Source organism: Chitinophaga sp., from assembly GCF_017745275.1.
GTDB lineage: Bacteria > Bacteroidota > Bacteroidia > Chitinophagales > Chitinophagaceae > Chitinophaga.
Window position 1 is genome coordinate 1,178,769 of record NZ_JAGHZS010000001.1, and the last position, 22,596, is coordinate 1,201,364.

At 43.8% G+C, this 22,596-nt stretch carries 16 protein-coding genes and 1 tRNA gene; 3 read left to right on the plus strand and 14 right to left on the minus strand.

The features are described 5' to 3' along the window. Nucleotides 1-25: 25 nt before the first annotated feature. The gene (locus J7623_RS04790; protein WP_291917765.1) at nucleotides 26-1,594 is read right to left on the minus strand and encodes a glycerol-3-phosphate dehydrogenase/oxidase; all 1,569 of its coding nucleotides are present in this window, start codon (nucleotides 1,592-1,594) and stop codon (nucleotides 26-28) included. Nucleotides 1,595-1,796: 202 nt separating this feature from the next. Between J7623_RS04790 and J7623_RS04795 the strand changes: the two genes are divergently transcribed. Both J7623_RS04795 and J7623_RS04800 read left to right on the plus strand, forming a co-directional pair. Beyond that, nucleotides 1,797-4,310 (plus strand): mechanosensitive ion channel domain-containing protein, encoded by a 2,514-nt coding sequence (locus tag J7623_RS04795; RefSeq protein ID WP_291917768.1) that lies wholly within the window; start codon nucleotides 1,797-1,799, stop codon nucleotides 4,308-4,310. A gap of 124 nt (nucleotides 4,311-4,434) precedes the next feature. Next, nucleotides 4,435-4,508: transfer RNA gene (locus J7623_RS04800), tRNA-Met, on the plus strand. 110 nt (nucleotides 4,509-4,618) lie between these two features. Here J7623_RS04800 and J7623_RS04805 read toward each other — a convergent pair. The 9 genes from J7623_RS04805 to J7623_RS04845 form a co-directional block, all read right to left on the minus strand. Continuing rightward, nucleotides 4,619-5,767, minus strand: coding sequence for an AhpC/TSA family protein (locus J7623_RS04805; RefSeq protein WP_291917771.1), 1,149 nt, complete (start codon nucleotides 5,765-5,767; stop codon nucleotides 4,619-4,621). A gap of 84 nt (nucleotides 5,768-5,851) precedes the next feature. Beyond that, nucleotides 5,852-6,769 (minus strand): TlpA disulfide reductase family protein, encoded by a 918-nt coding sequence (locus J7623_RS04810; protein WP_291917773.1) that lies wholly within the window; start codon nucleotides 6,767-6,769, stop codon nucleotides 5,852-5,854. A gap of 72 nt (nucleotides 6,770-6,841) precedes the next feature. Beyond that, nucleotides 6,842-8,128 carry a TlpA disulfide reductase family protein gene (locus J7623_RS04815; RefSeq protein ID WP_291917775.1) on the minus strand — a complete coding sequence of 429 codons (1,287 nt, stop codon included), beginning with the start codon at nucleotides 8,126-8,128 and terminating at the stop codon, nucleotides 6,842-6,844. Between the two features lie 107 nt (nucleotides 8,129-8,235). After that, the gene (locus tag J7623_RS04820) at nucleotides 8,236-9,693 is read right to left on the minus strand and encodes a RagB/SusD family nutrient uptake outer membrane protein (protein ID WP_291917778.1); all 1,458 of its coding nucleotides are present in this window, start codon (nucleotides 9,691-9,693) and stop codon (nucleotides 8,236-8,238) included. A 15-nt stretch (nucleotides 9,694-9,708) separates the two neighbouring features. Then, nucleotides 9,709-13,266, minus strand: a complete 3,558-nt coding sequence (locus J7623_RS04825; protein WP_291917781.1) for a SusC/RagA family TonB-linked outer membrane protein — start codon at nucleotides 13,264-13,266, stop codon at nucleotides 9,709-9,711. Nucleotides 13,267-13,520: 254 nt separating this feature from the next. After that, on the minus strand, nucleotides 13,521-14,735 hold the full coding sequence (locus tag J7623_RS04830) for a FecR family protein (protein WP_291917784.1): 1,215 nt from the start codon (nucleotides 14,733-14,735) through the stop codon (nucleotides 13,521-13,523). Nucleotides 14,736-14,826: 91 nt separating this feature from the next. Further along, the gene (locus J7623_RS04835) at nucleotides 14,827-15,426 is read right to left on the minus strand and encodes a sigma-70 family RNA polymerase sigma factor (RefSeq protein ID WP_291917786.1); all 600 of its coding nucleotides are present in this window, start codon (nucleotides 15,424-15,426) and stop codon (nucleotides 14,827-14,829) included. 69 nt (nucleotides 15,427-15,495) lie between these two features. Then, on the minus strand, nucleotides 15,496-15,861 hold the full coding sequence (locus tag J7623_RS04840; protein ID WP_291917788.1) for an avidin/streptavidin family protein: 366 nt from the start codon (nucleotides 15,859-15,861) through the stop codon (nucleotides 15,496-15,498). A 245-nt stretch (nucleotides 15,862-16,106) separates the two neighbouring features. Next, nucleotides 16,107-16,574: a DUF4265 domain-containing protein gene (locus J7623_RS04845; RefSeq protein WP_291917790.1), complete on the minus strand. Its 468-nt coding sequence runs from the start codon at nucleotides 16,572-16,574 to the stop codon at nucleotides 16,107-16,109. Between the two features lie 140 nt (nucleotides 16,575-16,714). Between J7623_RS04845 and J7623_RS04850 the strand changes: the two genes are divergently transcribed. Next, a complete protein-coding gene (locus J7623_RS04850) occupies nucleotides 16,715-17,239 on the plus strand; it encodes a hypothetical protein (protein WP_291917793.1) in 525 nt (174 codons plus the stop codon). A gap of 180 nt (nucleotides 17,240-17,419) precedes the next feature. Here the strand turns inward: J7623_RS04850 and J7623_RS04855 are convergent, their stop codons facing one another. From J7623_RS04855 to J7623_RS04870, 4 genes are all read right to left on the minus strand, one after another. Then, the gene (locus tag J7623_RS04855) at nucleotides 17,420-17,902 is read right to left on the minus strand and encodes a RidA family protein (RefSeq protein WP_291917796.1); all 483 of its coding nucleotides are present in this window, start codon (nucleotides 17,900-17,902) and stop codon (nucleotides 17,420-17,422) included. A 901-nt stretch (nucleotides 17,903-18,803) separates the two neighbouring features. Further along, entirely contained in the window at nucleotides 18,804-20,141 is a 1,338-nt protein-coding gene (locus J7623_RS04860; RefSeq protein ID WP_291917799.1) for a hypothetical protein, read from the minus strand. A gap of 6 nt (nucleotides 20,142-20,147) precedes the next feature. After that, nucleotides 20,148-21,362, minus strand: a complete 1,215-nt coding sequence (locus J7623_RS04865) for a DUF4998 domain-containing protein (RefSeq protein WP_291917800.1) — start codon at nucleotides 21,360-21,362, stop codon at nucleotides 20,148-20,150. Nucleotides 21,363-21,390: 28 nt separating this feature from the next. Continuing rightward, nucleotides 21,391-22,560, minus strand: a complete 1,170-nt coding sequence (locus J7623_RS04870; protein ID WP_291917802.1) for a DUF5000 domain-containing lipoprotein — start codon at nucleotides 22,558-22,560, stop codon at nucleotides 21,391-21,393. Nucleotides 22,561-22,596: the final 36 nt, after the last annotated feature.

Sequence of the window (22,596 nt, forward strand, 5' to 3'; positions counted from 1 at the left end):
TTTGCTTTATGCCTTCTGCTTTCTGCTACTTTAACAAATATCCGTTTGCTTCCGCTTCAAAGCTACTGATCTGTGTAGCTACCCAATGTTCATCTTTATGTAATTCGGCTGCCATAATCCTGGCTACGGCCGGGGCTATACGTATTGCTTCCTTTGCATCCAGGAAGAGCAGGCGGGTACGACGGGCTAGAAAGTCTTCTACATTGCGGGCCATTTCTTCTTTCACAGCCCATACTACCTGCGCTTTAATGATGTGGTATTCCCGGCTCAGTTCCTCCTGCAGATCGGGCTGCCGGGCAACCATCTGATGAATGTGCAGCGCATCGCTACCATAGAAATACCAGGGATCTTCCCAGTTGACATTATTGGTAGCTCCATGAATTTTAAGATGCGTAGTGGCCGTAGTTGTTTCTTTCCAGCGGAGTACTTCCTCCAGCTTATGAACTACATCTTCCGCCATGCGGCGGTAGGTAGTCCACTTGCCCCCGATGATGGTGATAAGCCCCGATTTAGCCACAATAATTTTATGGCTGCGCGAGATCTCTTTTGTTTTATGTCCTTCTGCTTTGGCAGCGGCTAATGGCCGGAGGCCGGCCCATACGCTGCGTACGTCTGCCCGCTGGGGTGGCCTGGACAAATACTGTCCGGCTGTACTGAGGATAAATGAAATTTCGTTTTCCAGCGCCCGGGGTTCCAGGCTGATATGATTGACCGGCGTATCAGTAGTGCCTACTACCACTTTATTATGCCAGGGCACCACAAACAATACCCTGCCATCACTGGTGGAAGGAATCATCAAGGCATTGTGACCTGGCAGGAATTCACTGTCCAATACCACATGCACGCCCTGACTGGCCGCAATAGACTTAGGTGCCTGCGGGTTATCCATCTCCAGAATATCATCTGCAAAAACACCAGTAGCATTAATTACCGCCTGGGTATTGATGTAAATATCTTCTCCACCATTGAGTGTATCCCTTACCGTTAGACCGCTGATTTTCCCCTCTCCATCCTTACGCAGGCTGGTTACCCGCATATAATTCAGCGCCGTACCTCCTTTATCGCTGATGGTTTGTACCAGGTTAATAGCGAGGCGGCTATCATCAAACTGGCCGTCGTGGTATAATACGCCGCCGGCGAGCTTATCTTCTTTTAGTGTTGACAGTCGCTGTAATGTTTCTGAGCGGGAAATATGTTCTGACTTACCCAGACTGAGACGGCCGGCCAGCCAATCGTACATTTTGAGGCCAATAGTGTATTTTAAATTCTCCCAGAAATTAAAAGTAGGAATTACAAAAGCCAGGTTACGTACGAGATGTGGCGCATTGGCAGCCAGCAACCCGCGTTCTACGCTGGCTTCCCGCACCAGCGATACATCTCCCTGCGCCAGGTAGCGCACCCCTCCATGCACCAGCTTTGTGCTTTTGCTGGAAGTTGACTTCGCAAAATCGACCTGTTCCAGCAACAGCGTCCTATACCCTCTTGTAACTGCCTCCAGGGCAGCTCCCAGGCCAGTGGCCCCGCCTCCAATTACTACTATGTCCCAGGGTTCGAGATCCTTTCTTAATGCGGTAACGAGCATTTCTCTGTTCATAAGTTAGTTTTCTTGGTATGGCAATTACTTACAAAGTACGGCGGAATTAAGTACCGGGCAAAAGTTACCCCATCCATTACAGAAAACTTAACGGACAAGCGGAGTAAAAGTTTTAAATTCAGGAACATTTACGCGGAAAAAATGTTCCTCCATCAGGACGCCCCACCGCTGGTGGGTATTCAAAAAATATATGCTGTTTCATATGTTCATGAAGGCTAAACCATTCTTGCTACACCTCCTGTTGCTGCTACCCATGCTTGCCAGCAATTTTTCCGGCACTGCGCAGAAAAAAAAGCAGGACACCGTTCATATGGTAGCCATAGACAGCGCTACTATCCGGAAAAGCATTGCCGCACTGCAAAAAGATAGTAACCGGATCAGGAAATCAGATACCTCCGTTGCCCTCCTGATCAACCGCATTGAAAACTATACCCTGATGCTGAATGAACTTATGAGTTCACTCAAACGCGGCTTTGATACCACCAACATCAGCAGTGGCCTCCCCCTGATAGATACTTCTATTGGACTGGTGAAGTATAATATTGCCAGCCTGGGTCGTACTCCTAATATCAATGACATTTACACCAATAAAGTAATGCTGGAACAGTTGCAACGGAAACTTAACTCCTGGCAGGGCACACTTTCCAACTATTACGGCAAACTGATTGCCATCAACGATACTATCCATAGCATGCGAACCGATACCACCATGCGGAATATCCCTGCAGAAGATGAGCTATACGGTTTTTATCTTGGTCAAATTACTAACCTGGTGCTCAAATTTCATGCAGTAGACAGCGCCAACAAACATCATCTCATTAAAATGGGGCTGCTGCAAAACAAGGTAGCGAACCGGTATATTGAGGTATCAAACTTATATGAAGATATGGATTACCGCCTGGAACAATATTCCCTGAATATGTTTGCGCGGGATTACCGCTATCTATGGAAACCTCACCGCGACAGTATCAACCCGCTGGATTTTTTTCCTGTGCTAAAAAGCTCGCTGCATAAAAGCACTAAAGTAGTACTCATCTTTTTCTCTATACAATGGCCGGTATTCTTTATCTGGCTATTATTGGCTGTACTCCTCTCCTGGTGGGTATATAATAACATCCGGAGGATCCGGCAAAATCATACGGAGGCAGAAGGCGAAACCATATTGCAACATGCGAAATACGTATACCGCTTTCCTGTAGCCAGTATCGTGGTATTCATTACTACGTTGTCGGCAGTACTCTCTGTCCGTTACCCGATCCTGTTTACAGAAATTACGTGGGGGCTGGCCGTGGCAGCATTATCCATTATCTTCCGGGAACACTTTCCTAAAACATTATACCGGAACTGGTTATTCCTGATAGGATTATTATTTCTTTACAGCCTGAATAACCTGCTCATAGAGATTACCTATGCAGAACAGTGGGGGCTGTTGATTGGCGCCATCCTGTCTATTATACTGGCCCGGCGCTTCCTGAAAGAAAACGCATTAACCACTTTCGCACAACCCAAATACACGCGGCCGCTGTTGCTCTTTTTTCTTGCCACCAGCATTTTTTCATTGTTGCTCGTTGTTTTTGCCAGAGTGGGCACGGCCAAAATAATGGGCTCCAGCGCTGTTGTGAATACTGTTATGGCCCTCAGTCTCTTTGCATTGGTGAAGATACTCATGGAAGCCGTTTACCTGCAGGTAGAAGCCAATAAAGACTCCAGCACTTTTATTTCCTTCATGGACTACCAGGATGTACAACGCAAGCTGAGAACGTTTCTTAGCATACTTGCCGGCATCGGCTGGCTGATGGTTGTAGCCCGCAACCTGTATTTATACGATGCCATTTATGATGCCATCACGGAATTCCTCTCCTCCCGCCATCAAATTGGCAACTCTGACTTTACTTTCAGCAGCATTATTATTTTCATCCTGGTGATATGGGTATCTACGGTGGCTTCCCAGCTGATTGCCTATATGTTTGGCAGCACCGGCACCAGCTCGAGTCCTTCGCGGAAAACAAAATTTGGTTCTGCCCTGCTGTTGCTGCGGCTTGCAGTGCTAGCCGGTGGCGTGCTGCTGGCCTTTGCCGCCTCCGGTATTCCAATGGATAAATTAACCATCGTAATAGGTGCCTTAGGCGTTGGTATTGGCTTTGGGTTGCAGAATGTTGTTAACAACCTGGTATCAGGAATTATCCTCGCCTTTGAAAAACCACTGGAAGTAGGCGATGTGATAGAAATAGGCGCCCGTTCCGGCGTAGTAAAAGAAATAGGTATTCGCTCCAGTAAAATCAGCGCACCCGATGGCTCTGAAATCATCGTTCCCAACGGCGAGCTCATCTCCCAGCAGCTCATCAACTGGACAAGAACCAACCGTATCCGCCGCGTTACCTTCACCATCGGCGTTGGCTACGGCAGCGATGTGAAACAAGTGATGGATATTATAAAATCGTCGTTTACGGAGCGACAAGGAGTGCTCGGCAGTCCTGCTCCCGCCGTGCAACTCTATGAATTTGGTGCCAGCTCCATTAATTTCCGTGTCTACTTCTGGGTAGCCGACCTGGATACGGCCGGGACCCAGCAAAGTGATGTACTGGCCTTTATTTACGAGGCGCTGAACAAGGCGGGCATTGAATTACCTTATCCACAGCAGGATTTACATGTAAAATCCATTGATGAAACCTTACTGAAGAAGTGGGATAAACCTCGTTCTGATGACGCTGTTTAAAAAAATTTATAAAAAAACGGCTGATACATTTTGAATTTTCATTTATAAGCCGTTATCTTTGCACTCCCGTTTTGGACGAGTAGTCGCTACAGATAGTAGTTACAGCGAGTTTTAAAAAGGTAATGGCGAGGTAGCTCAGGTGGTTAGAGCGTTGGATTCATAACCCAAAGGTCTCGGGTTCAACTCCCGATCTCGCTACAAACAGGAGGTTCTCCCAAATTGCTTAAGGGCTGCTCTACAAAGAGCAGCCCTTTCTTATTTACATTCATATAATTACACTTAATTCAGCAATACGCAATACCCCGGCGTCAGTTAGCTGTATGCGTTGAATGAAATATTCCGCTTAATGTTTCATCCAATGCTTTTCCCGACAGTGTTTTTCCCACTATAATTCCATTAGGATCGATCAAAAAATTCTGAGGAATTGCCTGGACACCATAAGATTTCGCAGCCCCGCTATCCCAAAATTTCAGATCAGAAAGCTGAAGCCATGAAAGTCCGTCGTTTTTAACTGCCGCCAGCCACAACGCCTTGCTGTCAGACTTATCGAGAGAAATACCGACAATTGTGAAGTTCTGGTCTTTGAATTTATTGTAGACTTTAACCAGGTTGGGGTTCTCTGCCCTGCATGGTCCGCACCAGGAAGCCCAAAAGTCGACCAATACATACTTACCACGAAATGACGAAAGTTTAACCGGCTTCCCTTCTGCATCGGGTACTTCAAAGTCCGGCGCTGGTTGCCCTATTGCAGTTACTTTCATTTTATCCAGGTTAGCGGCCACTTTTTTACCTTCCTTACTATTTTGAATTTTCAATGATAACCCGTCGAACAAGGGCTTCACTACATCATAGCGTTGCTCGTAAGCGATTTTGGGAAACAATTCCAGGCTAAGCATTGACGCAGGATGGGACTGGATGAACTTAATGTAGGCATCTTTGGTGATGTCACTAAACCGCTTCCGAAAGCCTTCCAGTTTGGCCTCGTAATCCTGCGTGGCCTGTGGCGACAACTTCCCTTCCATGAATTGCCTGTCTTCATCGGTCATTTGTGAAAGGCCGGCATCAACCAGGTGATTAAGATCCGTATAATCATTATTCCTGGGCGTTCCGGTTACCTGCACTCCTTCTACTGTAGCTCCATTCGTTTTAACATGAATGCTACCCGGCTCAAGATAAACGGGTACCTGTTCAAGGCTGTTTGCTCTTCCAACACCTTTCGTATCAAAGGTTAGTGTAGCAGCTACCGGCGAAGTGGTCACCGCACCGGAAAATTTGAAAACACCGTTCTTTAACCTAACGGAATCAATGATGGACTTACCATTCATGGTATACTCCAGGTATGCCTTTTCAGGAGCGTTGCCTGTACCATATTTTCCATTGATTGTAAATTTATTATTACCCTGGGCGAAAGCTGTCAAAGACATTATTGACAAGCCGGCTATAATTAACTTTCTCAATTTAAGTAGGATTAATTTGGATTCAGAAATCGAATTATAATAAGAGGTGATAAATACATTACCATGAAAAAAAGCGTCTCTTATTTAGTTAAACAGTTCTATCAGCTTTGCTTCCAACTCTTTTCCATGGAGATCCCTGGCAACAATTACCCCTTTGTTATCGATCAAAAGATTCCTGGGAATAGCTTTAATCTGATATTTTTTAGTAACAGGAGAATCAAATCCTTTCAGGTCTGCCAGGTTTGTCCAGGTATAACCATCCTTCTCTATTGCCTTTTTCCAGGCAGCTGCATCCGTATCGAGAGAAACGCCAATTACCCCCAGCCCTTTGGTCTTATACCTGGCATAAAGCGGCATAAGTTCTTTTGCCTGCTTTCTGCATGGCGAACACCAACTGGCCCAGAAATCAATAAATGTATACCTGTTATTGGAGATGATTGTTTTGGTGTATATTTTTTTCCCTTTTACATCCGGCAGCGCAAAGTCCTCATACTGTACGGCTTCCTGCGTACCCGGCGCCTGTATATTTTTTTCATTTTCAGCAGTAACAGTAATACCGCCAGCATCATTTACAATCAGCGCATACTCCTTTGATGAAGGAGGAAGACACATTTGATTATTGCATGCCATATACCTGATCCGGAAATGCAATACTGTCTTCTCATCTGCCCGGAGTTTGATAGTTTGTGAAAACGTAACTCCCTTCGCATAAAAAGCCACTGTTTCACCGGCAGAAGATACAGCTCCTTTTTCTTCCATCTCTCCTATCAACTGAACATTCGGATTTTCTCTCCATGTAATAGTAGTGGGCATTCCCATTCCGCCATCGTAAGACTGTGGATAAATATGAAACGGTTCGTTAATAGACGCTACAAAGGAAATCTTAAAAGTGAGTGGCGCTATTGAGTCGCTGCGGAATTTCCACGAAACCGGTTGGCTGTCCTGCGCAATGCCGGACAAAGCTGCCAGACTGGTCAATATCAAAAAAATCACTCTTCTCATAAATACTTTTTGCACGGCAAAAGCCACATTCATTTAAATTCAGTTATTATCATCTAACAGGTGCAAATTGCATTACCCTTTATACCTCGATTTTGTAATCTCTACCATAGACTTCAGTTTATAATACTCCCTGTCTGTGGAACCAGCGTAACCAGAACTAAAGAATCTTATATTACCCAATGGGTCAAATATGATTTTAGTGGGCGTTCCCTGTACATCAAAGAACTTGTTTTCTTCATCCTGTAAAACATCGAGGGTAATTCCTTTTTTCTTCACGAAAGATTTTACAGTAGCGCTATCTTCAAACAGGCTTACCACAAACATTTGAAATACATCTTTTTTATAATCTGCCACCACGCGCTCAAATCCGCTGAAGGCGGCCACGCATGGAGTACATCCAGTAGACCAGAAATCAAGGGCCAGCACCTTGTTCTTATAATCCTTCAGATGAACAATTTTTCCGTCCAGGTCCGGCAGCGATACCTCTTTTACAGGTCTCGTGGCGTGAAAAAGTGTAAACATTTTACCATCCGCTCCCGGGGTTGGTACTGCACCATCGAGTGTTGTTTTCGGTGACGCTATGTATAACTTTTCCAGTTCCTTATAACAGTGATGGTATGCTTCATCCTTCAGGGATTTAAGATATTTCTCAAATCCATTTTCGGTACCTTTTACCTTTTTATATATCAACCTGAATGTATTAACCATCACCGGGTTTGACTCCGCCTCCCTGAATGCTTTACTTAAGGTATCGAATGCCACCTGGTACTTACCGGCAGCAAACATCACTACGCCATACCGGTTCAGGTAATTGGATTTTGCATCTTTGAAATAATGCATTTCGCGCATACCGTCTTTTACTTCGGATGATTTCGCCAATAACTGCAATGCCTTATCTGTATTTCCCAGTTGAGCATTAGTTGCAGCATTTACTTCCAAAACAGCCTGCGTTCTGCCAATTCCATCTTTCAATGCTCCTGTGTTCAAATCTTCCAATAGCCCGGCTGACACCTTTTCCACTTCGCCCGGATTAGTATTTGCATCAAAGAGGTTGTCCAGTGCATAAGTCAGATACAGGAATTGAAGTACATTGAATTTTGGCCTGGTGTTTTTATAATACCAGTAACGTTCAAAGTTTCCTTTGGTAAGCCATCCCATCGCCAACTGCGCACGGTATTCCTCATACATGGATGGTTTGGCAGGGTCTATCGGATCTGCTTTCAACATTTCATTGTATTGCTTCTCCTGGTCTTCCACGTTTACTATTGAAGTAAAATCCTGAAAGTTATACTTCGCGGATGGCGATTGCTGCGCGAAGACAGAACCGGAAATCAGCAATAGCAAGATTAACTTTTTCATTTTCATCAGATTCGGATTAAACGGTATTGAAATTTTTAATTATTACGATTGAAATTTCCTGCCAGGTAAATGTGGTACAACTGCAGGCTGCCCTTGACTTACCAGCTCTATTCATTTTCTACTAATCCCTTGTTCGCGGCCAACATCCTTTCCCCGAACTTCAGGGCAAATCTTGCGGGCTTGAGCGTATAGGTTGCCACTACGTTGCCGGCGTCATCATAAAGTTTATGTGTGTACTTAACCGTATTGCTATAAACCGGGTCCACTGAAAGCCGGCGCATATCCCACCAGCGCATGCCGGAAGTGGCGAATTCACGAATACGTTCCTCAAGGATATAGCGAACCAATGCCTCTTTGTTTCCCGCTATATTTGCAGGTACAGTAGAGATATTGGCAGGCATTCTTTTGGACCGCAGCATTTCAAGAGCGCTCTTTGCCCCTGTAAGATCACCTGCCCTTGCTTTAAGCTCTGCACGCATCAGGTAGAGATCAGGTAATGACGGACCGATTTCCAACCCGGAAAAAAGTGATGCGGAGTAGCGTCTCATTCCACCCGGAAAAGTTTTGTCGGGATTGAACATTTCCATTCCTGAGTATAGTTCCAGGCGCTTATCTGCCGGATCATATAAGGCAGCCGTTTCCGGGGAAAACACATAGGTATTGGCTTGTTGCAGCTGAAAATTAATCATACTGAGATTGTATATCACCTGTGCATTATTGGCAGCCAACGGATAATTTGAAAGTCCGAAACCGAAATCTGGAAACCATGAATTATCGCTATCAGGATCAAGTACTATGTTATAATCGTATAACGCGAGGGGCACTGCAGCTTTACTAAGCTCCGCGAATGCGGCATCCACATGTGTGCTGGCCTCACTGAATTTTGCCATATACAGATAAACACGGGCCAATATAAATTCTGCCGCCAACCTGGAAAATTTCCGCCTGTGTGTTAATGGGCCAAGGTCTGGCAAGGCTTCTGTTAAATCCTTTATGATAAAGTCATAACATTCCTGTACAGAGGCCCGTACAAATGTTGTTTGGGTTACGTCTGCCTTTGTAAGCAGTGGCACTCCCAAATCCGTAGCAGCAGTGGCAGCATTATAGGGTAAGGAAAAGTCATTCAGAAAATAAAGATGGCAAAGCGCCCGTCCGACTTTAGCCTCTGCGAGGATAGCACGTTTTTGCTGATCGGTTCCTCCCTCTGATTGCATTACCTCATTTATAACTTTATTAAAGGTATAAATGTTGGTTAGTGGCCAGGTTTCATTAGGCAGCTGATCTTCGTCGTATACCCTTGCTTCAAACCTGAACAGTCTTTGGGTTCTGATTTGGGCAGCATCCATATAGGTAGCCTGGGCAGCCATTTCATCGCCCATGTATAAAGATGGCGGATAGGAAACCTGCAGGCTCACTGCATTCATTAATTGCTCATAGTCCACCGTATTTTTGGCCACTCGGGAGCCTTTAGGCTCAATTTCCAAAAAGTCTTTGGAGCATGAAGTCTGAAGCATCAGCGATATAAACAGAATGGGTAATAGTACCCTATGAATGGATTTCATCATCTTAAGCAGGTTTAATTAAAGAGTAATGTGTGCGCCAACTGTGAATGTGCCTTGTCCTATACGGATATTTCTGACACCTGCCGGCGATTGAAACTCCGGATCGATCCCGAAGTGGTTCTTCTTCCAGAGCATGAGATTGGATACCTGTGCCCTGAAAGTTAATCCTTCCGCATGCAGCCTCCGAACCAACGTCTTACCTACATCATAGGAAAGCGTGATCTCCCTGATCTTTGCATAAGACGCATCAAATGAATTCAGGTTGGAGTAGGTGTAGTAAAACATATTTCTGCCGTTGTCGATGGTAGTATTATAGGCATACCTGGGGATATTGGTTTTATTTTCATCTCCCGGCGTCTTCCAGCGATTAGCAAATTCGGGTTGAAGTGTGTTCTGATAAAGAGGGTCTTGCCAAAAATTATTAAAATCACGGAACAACACATGTCCTAAGTTAAAGCTGATGTTAATTCCCAGTTGAAATCGCCTGTAATAAAATGTATTGAATAATCCACCTGTCATGATCGGTTGAGAAGTTCCTGCCAAATGAACATCTTCTGGCTTGGAGCCATTTTTATCAGACAGTATTTTTCCATTGGCCTGGATGATCTGTGGGTCTCCCACCGCGTTAAGTCCGCCATTGATGAATTCAAATACAGCGTATGCAGGTTTCCCTTCCACGAAGGGAGTTCCAATCATTCCTGTACCGGTTGTGATGGCGGTTGCTGTTGCCATCCTCGTTATCTTATTTTTGTTGTACGACAGGTTCAGGACAGTATTCCAGTTGAAATCCCGGGAAATGATATTCAGTGAGGTCAAACTAAATTCAAACCCTTTATTTTCAAGGTCTCCGTAATTACCGATAACAGTTGCATATCCAGTCAACGGCGCTGTCATCAATGAGCCGATCAGGTTACTGGTCTTTTTTATATATCCGTCTATCGAACCGCCTAGTCTGCCACCCAGCACTGTAAAATCCAGTCCTCCGTTATAGACCTTGGTTCCCTCCCAGGTCAGTTTGTCGTTGCCGGGAGTACCGATAACCAAACCAACTCCTGTTACATAGTTTACGTTCGATGAGGATTGCAGGATATCGAATGATGCAGCCTGCGCAGGCTTGGGTGCATTACCTGTTATGCCATAGGTGAATCTCAGGTGGAGCCGGTCCAGCCATGTAAACGATTTCATGAAATCTTCCCTGTTCAGCAACCATTTACCGCCTATGCTATACACGGGCCTGTTTTGAGCAGATTTGGCAAGACCAAATAAATTGCTCTCATCAATCCTCCAACTTGCATTCAGTGCATACTTCCACTGATACATGTATCCCAATGTAGAATAGTAAGAGGTAGTTCTTGCGATAGCCCCTTCTCCTCCACCCACATTATTTGATGGTAACACTCTTCCCAGCAGACCTGATACCGTTCCTGTAATCCCTTTCATGAGTGTATCAATATTTACCGGGCGGGAAACCTGCAACTGTTCATCCCAGCCATAATAGGTAGCAGATGATGTCAACGGTGTGGAGCTTGTAGCTTCCTGTCCTGCCATAACAGTCAGCTGATGCGGATCCCAGTTCCGATCAAATATCAGCTGATTTCTTACCGTCCAGTTTTTCTGAGATGCATTACTTACATTGAGCATCCCTCCATCCTTTGGCAACCAATACCTGGGGGTGCTGTTTACAGTTGGCGCCTGTGTAAAACTTACCAGCTGGTCCCTTACCGCGTAACTTTCCTGGTACTGAACTGTCCGGTTGTTTCTTACAAACGTCTGGTAGCCATAAGTACCCTCAAAGCGAAGTCCTTTCAGCAATTGTAATTTCATGCTTCCCACTACTCTTCCGGATAAACTGCTGCTCTTTGAATATCCCCTGTTAAACTCATCAAGCGGAACGTAGTCCAGGTTAACACGGCTCCTGGCAGCATAATCAAGCCTGAGAGAATCGCTGTAATTTCCCAGGAAATTCACTGCCAGCGGATTTCCTGCCTTATCACGGAACCGCTGATAAGGCACCATAGAAACATCCGGGGCCAGCACTCCTATACCCAGATTTGAAGTACTTGCCAGGGTATTGGTAAGATCAGTGACTACGGATAACTGCAATCTTTTATTGAAATTGAAATCCTGTCTGACATTCAATTTATACGAATTGTTCCTTTCACCACGTGTGCTGCTTTGAATACCGGTATAGCTCAATGATCCATAAAAGCTGTAAATGTCGCCGCCTCCAGAAAGCGAGACTGTATGGTTAGTTGAGGCTGCATTTCTGTAAAAAATACTGGAAATTTCACTCCTGTTATCGATGGCTGCCAAACTATCCAGCGCCTTATTCGCCTGAGCACCGGTGATTAGCCCTCTGTACTCATCATATTGAATTTGCAGGTGCGGAGGAACCGGAGCAAGGGCCTGTACTGCACTCCAGTTATAATAAGGCGCAAATTGAGGGAAGATTTCTTTTGCAGTAGCAATAAAATCCCTGCTGTTCATTTTCGGGATATAGGATCGATCCGGTTTACCCTGGAAATTATAATAACCATCGTAATCGACCCGTAATTTCTGTCCTGTCTTACCCTTTTTGGTAGTAATAACAATTACCCCGTTCGCCGCTTTTGCGCCCCAGATAGAAGCCGCGGAGGCATCTTTCAGAACAGTTATATCCGCAATATCCTGCGGATTGATGTTAGCGATGGGATTAGCGGTGTTCATAATATTATTACGGGATGCATCACTAGTATTATCACCTGGTAATTCCACGCCGTCTACCACGATCAATGGCGACCTGGTAGCATTGAGGGAAGTCAAACCCCGAACCAGCAACGGCTCTCCACCCGGTGCATTGTTTATCGCCAGGCCGGGTACCAGCCCATCCAGCCTTTGAAGAATATTGGTACTGCTGGATCTGCTGGCAACAGTGCCCATGTCCACTTTTGCTACTGCCCCTGTATTTCGTTCCCTGGTAATATTCTGATAACCCGTGGAAACAATTTGAATAGCTTCCAGTTTTTGTTCCGAAGGCACCAGAATAACCGAAATCATTTCTGAACCGTTCACTTTCACCTCTTTTTCATTGAATCCTATGAAGCTTATTATCAGCACTGCGCCTTTTTCTGCTTCTATATGAAACGTTCCCTTTTCATCGCTCACGGCTACTACCTGGCTGCCTTTAATACGGATGGTAGCCCCAGGCAGAGGATTTTTATCAGAGTCCGTGATCAATCCCGATACTTTCGTTTTAGGCTCCTCAGCAGCGGATAAATTTCCATTTTTATCAGGTACACCAACATCTCTGCGCATCACTACTATATTACCCTGCTTTATCTCGAAAGCAAGTTTCTCTGGCTTTAAAACAGCGGTCAAAAAATCATTCAATGGCATCTGCTGTGCGTCTATAGTCACGGGGTGCGCGTTCTTAATATGCTCATCATTATAAAAAACAGTTACTCCCGTCTGTTTCTCAATAATTTTAAACACATTATGCAAAGGTTCTTTGTTTAGTTTGGCAGTAATAGATTGCGCCAGTCCTATGGCTTGCACCTGAACTAAGAAAACAGTTAGTAAAACAAATGTTAGTTTCATCCTGAACGGTATTTTGGTTGATACTGGACGGCCGAAGAAGCCACACCAAGCTAACCTGAGCCTCCACGGCAGGTTTAAAGCAGAAAAATGCATACTTTCTAAATAGTTTTGGTTGGTTTTTGTAGTTGATCCTGAACAAAGTGCTTTATTTACATACCAGATCATTCCGGAGATATCCCGGCATGCCTGTTTTTATTAAGCGGCCTGCCCAATGCGTTATCAATAACACCTGATGAATGACTCATCAATAGCCATCAGGGAAGTATAATTAATGTCCTGTTGTCTTCCAGTTTGTAGTGAAGTCCTACGTTGCTCAGAAAATACAGCACATCGGTAAAGGGAAGGCTCCTTTTAATAGTGCCGCCCAGCTGTACTTTCGGAATTGTTTGCTGATAAATTATTTTAACATCATACCATCTTGCAAGTTGCCGCATGGCCTCTTCCAGCGGAACATCATTAAAATCAAAGACGCCATTTTTCCAGGCAACAACCGAAGCTGCATTTACATCGTCAAACACCTGGATAGGCTTGTTTCCGGTGGTAGTAAGTGCCTGTTGTCCGGGCTTAAGTAGTTTGTAGGCTGCTCTTTCCGATCCTTTCATTGCAACCCGTATCGCTCCATCCAGCAGCGTGGTTCGAACGGATTGCTCATTGTCATATGCATTCACGTTAAAACTTGTTCCCAGTACTTCAACAGAAGTTCCGCCGTTAACTGCAACCCTGAAAGGAACAGAAGGATTTTGAGCAACTTCCATATAAACCTCTCCTGTAACACTAATAAGTCTTTCCTTACCCGTAAAAGCTACCGGGTAATGAATGGAACTTTCCGCATTCAGCCACACGTTGGTTCCATCTGATAACCTAAGTTGAAACTGCTTGCCTTTCGGGGTAGATACCGTATTATATTGAACTTCTGAACCGGTTCTCTCGTATTCAAATACTCCATTGGTGACTTTGGCAACTGTCCCTCCCTGCAATGTTATCCGGCCATTTTTGACAGTATCTAAAAGTACCTGTGATCCGTCCGATAAGGTAAGTAAAACGCTACTTTTCCCTTGTTGTTCATTTGTTACCGACTGCACAATTCCAGATGGTGTTGCTGCCTGCTTTTTGTAATACAGGTAATAAGCACCAATACCAATTATCAATGCCACCGAAGACGCTACCGCCCAACTCCATTTCCGTATGAGCGGATTCCGGTGACCAACATACATACCCTTCCCTGCCTCCTTATCAGCAGGAAGCTTCCTGCCTGGATAGCGATCCAGGATATTTTTGATCATTGTTTGCTGCCGGGCTTCACTAAAGAGACCTTCATCCTGTATTTTTTCCCACATATCCTCCAGTACAGGAATGATTTCCTGTTCAGTAGAAGCCGATTGCAACATATCAATAAGCTCCTGTCTTTCTGCATCGGTAAACTGGTCATTTGACCACCGCTCCAGTAGGTGTTTTAGTCTGCTATTCACAGTCAATCAATTTTATCTCAATGGATATGATCTATCTTTATCTTAGGAGAAGGCTTTTGTAAAAAAGGGGGTATTCCAATGGAAAAAAATTTTACAACTTTATAATCAGGAACGAAATTATGATTGGCAGGCCATTATTCCTGATGTAATCGACGATAGATGAAGAGGCAATCTGGAGGTATTTTTTTACGGTTTCCCGGCTAATCTGCATTTCCTCTGCTATTTCGGCATATTTTTTCCCTTCTAACCGGGCAAGCATCCAAACCTTCTTTTGCTGCGGCGGGAGCCGATCTACTGCACTTTTTACTAATATATCGTACGCGTCCTTTAAAGAGGCCTCGTCCTGTGCCTCCATGCCGTCGGCCACAGTTTGTGTAATCTGATGCCACTCCTCTCGTTTTTTGTACTCTTTGTCAATGTTCTTCAGCATCCTGACCGCATGATGCCTCGATATTACAAATAGCCAGGAACGAAAACTTTCCACTTCTCTCAGAGATTCCCTTGTTAGCCATAGCTGGGTGAAAATTTCCTGCACCACATCGGAAGCTATGTCCTGATCTTTGGTAATTTTGACCAGGTATGTAAAAAGAAGGCCGGAATACGCTTTCACAAGCATAGCAAACGCCTGCTCATCCCCCTCAGAGATCTGCAACAGCAGTTGGCGGTCACTATTATGATTAATACCTGACAATTAATAAGTTGATTGATTCGAATTAGCCACAATGTTATTAAAAATTTCACACAGTTAATAGTGGCCTATTTACATTCTCTCAAAGGTATCTGCATTCGTTTTTACAGACTGCCACCAGGCAAGTGGCTTTTTTATTGCAAGCGCACCTCCTTTACTGGCTCCGATGACCTCATCGGTCACCACCTGCCACATCGTTTGCATTTTTCCTTCATAAAACATTCCTGCATAGGTGACAACATGATCTCCACCAGCGCAGGTTAGCGCTATCAGGTTTCTGCGACATACACCTGTTAGCAGCAACTGCTCGCCCTTCGTAGTTTCATCTACAGCGGATTCGAAATAACCTTGCAGCATCCCATCTTCCTGATGGGTAATTTCCAGAATGGAACCATATTGGTTTTTCCATCTCCCTATCCAATTCATTTCTGATGACATAAAATAATAGTATTATGTTTCAGTGATAAAATGAGGTACACTGAAATAGCTGATGCTGTCTGCTATTTCCGGTCAAAGACCGCCCAAAAATAGTGCCTGTGGAACCAATTGCTCCGGGCTCCGCGCTTCGGTCTATGGCTTTTAGTACGTTGGTTTAAAGGGAATGAAAAGACAATCGCTGGCGGATATTGTAAAAGGACGGACGCTAGATGGATGAGTTGCCGCAATGCCTATCCTTTCTTCCTCTAATATTGATGATTACATGATAAATAGGGTTCTCCGTAATCAATAATTCCCGCATATTTAAGTTGCTCCAATTTTGCCCTTATCGGAGAATAATCTAACTGTGCAGGAATTTCTACTACAAAATACCCTGCACCTGTTCCTTCACTCTCACACCCTACTTCCTTGAACGTTGCACGAAGTGTTGCTACATCTTGTGTCTCATCCGTTACAACCACCTGAATAGTAGAGTTCCCCGAGGCCTCTATGGTTCGACGATATGTTATTCGGCCCTCCGTCTCATCATATTCGGCAAAAACAATGTCGTCGCTGGCTATCATTGGTGCGTAAAAAGGAATATTGTCCATTTTGTAATATCCTTTCTCTTTGTCAATAGTTAATGCCCACATTGTTTCCACCGTTTCCTTTCCGAGTACTTCGCTGTAAAATCTGAATAGTATCTTTTCGTATTCATGCTGATCATCAAGCATAGAAGCAATATGTTGTTAATGTTAAAGTAACATAATAAAATAAACAATCTCCATTTGTCACCCAAAACATACTATCTTAGGCACAATACCCAAATTAATACTGCCCTATACTAATCTGATTACCTATAAAACATTAAGAATTGAACTTCCGATTGCTGGCTTTAAAAATCCTGTTAAATATTGAAAGCATAAGAACCGTGCCCAGTGCCGCGTTACAGGCATTGCAGGAAGGATATGATTCTCCCTCTCTCTGGATTTTGGCTGGGTTTTCTAAGCACGACGACGTTTATGACATTCTTCATTATTACCATAACGCATTAGATGAATTAGGCATTATATTGCCAGATAAACGTGACGCAGCTATTGAAATAGCGCTTTCAATAGCGGATGAAATATTTGATAATAGAAGACAGCTTATCGAGGGTGTCCGGGGAATAAAAAATACCGTTATTGACGCTTATCCATTTTATGAAGAGAGTAAACATCGTGTTTATGATAGTATTAGCTTTGAAAACATATATGCTTCACTTCTTGAAATTGAAGAATTAGAATGGTCAGCCTATCAATGGCATCATAATAAGACGAATAAGGAGCTGGAAGCTGAATTTAGCTTAGACCTGATGAAGGAGCTCCGAGAGTGGTATGCACTTATGAAAAACAAGTAAACCCTAAACCTTTACGCTACCTTATCAATTCAATAAAGTATACACGCAACAAACCGGAGAATATGAAAACGGTCTGCGGATGCTGTTTGTAACAGACACGAGAAATGACATACTTGTTGATGTGAAGCTTATCTATCTTTATACAAAGATCTCATTCAAATCATCCACAACTCCTACCAGTTATTTATGAGAAGGAATGACTGCGGTCGCTTCTATCTCCAGTAAAACATCCTCCCTAAACAAACTACTTACCTGTACCAGCGTACTGGCTGGCGGATGTTGAATATCTATATATTGATCCCTTACTGCCCGGAGTGTTTTCAGATTTTTTGTATCCCGTATAAAATAAGATAGTTTTACGAGGTCAGACATCTTTCCTCCTGCGGCCGCTATCACTTTCTGAATATTAGTAAAAACCTGCTCTGCCTGTTGTTCAAAATTATCCTTCCCAACAAGGTCTCCTTTAGCATTTAATGGTACCTGCCCCGAGAGTATGATCATTTTGTTAGCTCCCAGGTCAATAACGGCGGCTTGTGAGTATCCATTAGGTTTAGCTACTTCAGCAGGATTCATAAACTGGACGGAGGACTTGTCTGACTGGGCTTCGGCAATTGATACAACAAACAACAAGGCTATAATACCTAAAATAATTTCTTTTCTCATAGCAGTGGATAGTTTATTTCAAGATAGACATTTACCATCACATTTGATTAAAAAGAAGTGTATAACGATATCGCTGCACACTTCAAAATAATGCCGCAATTACAGCTGTGGCGGACGCAAGAGAATAGATATCTGCGAGCATTATGTAAAGGAAGAACAACCGGAAAGAATAAATAAGTTGATTTTGGTGCAGATAAAAAAGTGAGTATATTTAAAATCGGACAGCAGAACTATCCAGAATAACTTCGGGAATTCTCTTTTCTTATATAGACGCACGGGAAATACCCACACAAACATTAAATCATACCGATGATCCGAATTCTTCGTTTATTAGGCTGCTTTATTTCCTTCGTAGGGCTCATTACTTCTATTGCCTTGATCATAGAAGGAACGCAGCCATGTAGTGGCGATGGGTGTCTTATATACATTGCGCTTTTTATAGGAGTAGCAATGTTGGCTATTTCGGCGCCTGTTTTTTTCTTTACGCTAAGGTGCGAAATTTTGAACTGGCAGGCAAAAAGAAAACCTTCCTAATATTATTATTTATTCTTCCTGGGATCAACTAATAGTTCGCATATACTTACATCCAAAGCAAGAGCAAGATCTCTTAATAGTTTAATGTTGATTAAAAATCATTATTACAAATCCGCGTAATAGCACCAGGCGTTTTTCCCACCATAGCAGCAAGGTTTTTGCAGAATATCTTTCTCTGCCAGTACAGCTTTAATTCTATTAATTTTTGGCTTTTCTGCCATCTTTGATAAGGTTACTATCAAATTCTAAACAAAAAAACGCGTTAAAAAGGCTTAAATGCGCTATCTGAGCAACATAAAAATCAATCATAAAAAATCCCATAGAACAATCGTTCCATGGGATTTTCGCATCTAACATTCAACACTTATTACTTCACTTTTCCAGCCCACGCTTTCAACTGATTAATAGCATCAAACAACACCCCGGCTTCTCCTCTGAAGTCGCCTGATCCGGATGCTTTGCCAGTACGCACATCATACCATTCATTGAATCCTTTATTCTTGATTACACGATCCAGCATGGGGCTCATTTCCGCATAGGCTTCCAGTGGCATACCATTGTTAGCTAATGCGGTGATCATACGCCCGCCGAACCAGGTCCAGTCGCCGGCATTCTGGTAGAGATAGGCGGCCATGTTGGGAAATACTTCCACCGGGTATGGAGGATAAACAGTCATACCAATGGTAGCGAATTGCTCTTTTTCGGCGGCGGCCAGGAATTGCTGGTTGATCGCACGGATCTCTTTCTGATCGTGTAAACCGGCCAGTATAGCACAGGCGGTACCTCCGGTGTAAAGAATGCTGCGTTCATCGAAGGAGGCCGGGAATGGACTTCCATTCAGGTAGAGATGCGGAATGTACTTGTTAGCTTTCGCATCCCAGAGATGTTTCTGGATATTTTTCCGGAGCGTAGCAGCAATATTTTTCCAGTTATCCTTAGCGGCATGGGTAGCTGGTTTGACAGCCATGAAATCATTGATGGCCAGAAGGAACATGGCGTTATCGTAGATGTCAACCGACCATTTTGTTTTGTCGTTCAAGGCTACGCCCCATCCGGTTTCTGGTTGAACATCTCCCCAATCTATGGTGGTAGCGCCTTTCACCAGGCCATATTCTTTTGCCCAACGATCATTCAAAATGAAACGCATAGCGGCTTCCATTCTTTGCAGCACGGTTTGATCCCCGACTTTTTCCTGGAGAATAGTTTTATCACCTGTTACATCTATATATTGTTTTACGGCCTGTATCAGGGATGACTCCTGGTCTGTTTCCACGGTGTTTTTGTGGCTGGCCCAACCTGGCGCCAGTTCTGAGTGTCCATATTTATAACCGATGTTGGCTTGCTTTTCATTGATAGCGCCATCGGGAATATTGCCATCAGCGCCTTGTAGTTTGAAAAACAGGAGCAGCGCCTCTTTCACATCCTGGCTGCTACGTACTTTTAACGAGCCTTTGATAAAGGTATTAAAGTCCCTGATCCAGATTTCACCATAACCTGTGCCTGCGTTGAAACCGGTTAATACTTTTAACGCCCATGCCTGTACGGTGTCTAAACGATGGTCGGCCAGTATCTGTTTAGCCAATGTAGCTTTGCTGATATTAGCTGTTTCCACCCGGCCCGGATAGGATAACAACTTCAACTCTCCTTGCTGTGCGTGTGCTGCCATTGCCAGAATAAGGCATGGCAGTATGAATAATCGTTTCATCTGTCGTTACTTATCGTGTGTATAAAATGTAATTTCTTCTATTGTCATAAACCCTGCATTGCCCCAGTTGGTCAGCAATTTAAAGCGATAATACCTGAAAGGTGCTGTTCCTGCAGGCACACTGAATTCTTCGCCGGCTTTGGCATAAGCAACATCATCGTCTGAATTTTGACCAACAGGCAAACCAGAAGGCTTGACAGATTCATATGAGCCGATCTTTGTCCAGCTCCCCCAGCTACCATCTGCCGCAGGCTGATTACTACCATATAATTCAAAGGTCTTAACACTTTCGCCTACATATAAGCGGTCATTAGCCTGCCATACTTTGAAACGGCTGAGGGCTGCTGCTTTGGCGCAATCTATCGTGAACCAGCAGGGGATGATAGATTGTGTAGCAAAACCCGGAGGATTGTAATTGTCGTCCCAGAGATAATTAATGAACCATAGATAACCGCCATCTTTTACATCGGTTGGTAGTTCCAGTACACTAAAGCCAGATTTGGGTAGTTGTCTTTCAAACTGCGGTAATGTAATGGTAAGCGCACCTTCTTTAGGATAAAAAAATACAAAAGAGCTGGTGTCCGGCTTACATCTGGAAATATAGCTTAATGTTGAAGCTCCTTTATAATCAGTCAGTACTGTTTGGGTTTCTGTAGCAGGTACAATCCTGGTACATGTCTTTCCATCATAGCCGATATAATTTAGTTCAACCCCTTGCTCTCCGGTAGCAGCTGCTGCCCAGTTTAACACCACATTACCATCAACATTCTGCGTTACGGACTGCAGGTTTCTGTTAACGAGTGTGCTTACATAACTTTCGCCAACGGCTGCTCCGAAAGCATTCACCATTACAGAGCGATGACTTTCCTTATCATAAGTATAAATGATAAAGTTGTAATCTCCTTCATTCAGGTTAGTTATCATTTGGATAATAGTATCTCTTCCCGCTGTTCTTTTTACCGGAATATCTACTGAATCGTTGTTATTATTCCAGAGAATCTTTACCCGCGTTACTAAAGGATCGTTACCTAAAATAACATACAGTTGAAGGGTATTAAGGCCGGCCGCACCTACCAGTACTGTGTCTGCTCTGCCCGGATAGGTGATTTCACCACCCTCCATAAACTTTCTGTAAGCATCGCCTTTGGTTTTGGTACAGGACATAATGAAGGCGGTAATAGCCAGTGTCCCTAAAAAAATGAAAAGCCTGATATCTTTCATGTGGTTAATTTCTTGGTTGACAGATAATTTATTTTGTATCTCCCCAGGTCATGAGTTCGTGAAACTGACAATAAGTCCCATTGGTCCAGTTACTCAGTGTTTTAAACCGTATATAACGCACTTTAGGTGTATTCAATGGGAAAGTGACAGTTTCTCCCTCTGCTGCTGCATCCATATCTGCCTGGGAAAGTTTTCCCGGAGGCAAGCCCGATGGTTTTATCTGGGTATGTTCAGTGAGCAGTATCCAACTATCATCAAAACTTCCATCTGGATTAGGTTTGTTAGAGCCCCATATTTCCACTTTTCTGGGACTATGAAGGCCATATAAGTAATCAGGCCTCATGAACCATACAATACGGCTTAATTTGGCGGTTACGCCCATATCATAAGTAAGCCATTGCGGCATTCTGGCGGCATCTCCAGAGTGATAAAAACCGGTGGTGGTGCTGCCATCAAAAATTCCTGAGATATCTCCTCCATAACCCAAAGGCGCATCCGTAGGCAGTATTAGCCCCTTCATTTTCTTACGATCCAGCAGCTCTTCGTATAGTGGTGTTATTTTTATATGGAAGGTATCGGACATATTCCCCCATCTATCACGCACATATACGCCAAAGTCGGTGGGGACATCTTTCATATTCCTGGTTGAAAAGTCACCCACTGGTAAATTGGTATACTTCGTCATATACGGAGAAAATGCACCAAGAGAATCCGTAGCCAATACCACCACCGCCAGATCTGATTCTTTCGCATTGTCAAATTTCACATTCACGCCGCCAAAATCAGGCACCACACTAATCGTTCTTCTAACAATCCAGATGATTGGTTCCAATGGTTTTACGGTTACTTCTACTGGCGCAGAGACATTCTCGCTTTTATCTACTGCATACAAGGTTATTTTGTAGTTACTGGTATCCCCAAACCCTTCTACCAGGAGGCTACTGTTATAGCGACTTACTTTCGTTTCACTTTGCACTCCCTTAGTGGTTTTATATACTGCTTTTATACATAACAGATCAGCATCCTTCGGTAAGATATAGCTGATTCTTGCGGAGCCATTGAGATTGATAACAGATACATTTGTCACCACGCCAGGAGCCGTATGATCTTCTATTACAGGTCTGGGTTCTTCTCTTTTACAGGAGGAGATCACCAGCAGGGATATTAATACTATGTGGAGATAAATTCGTTTGTTCATATCAGTGCATTTAAGCAGGTATAAATGTTTTTAAGC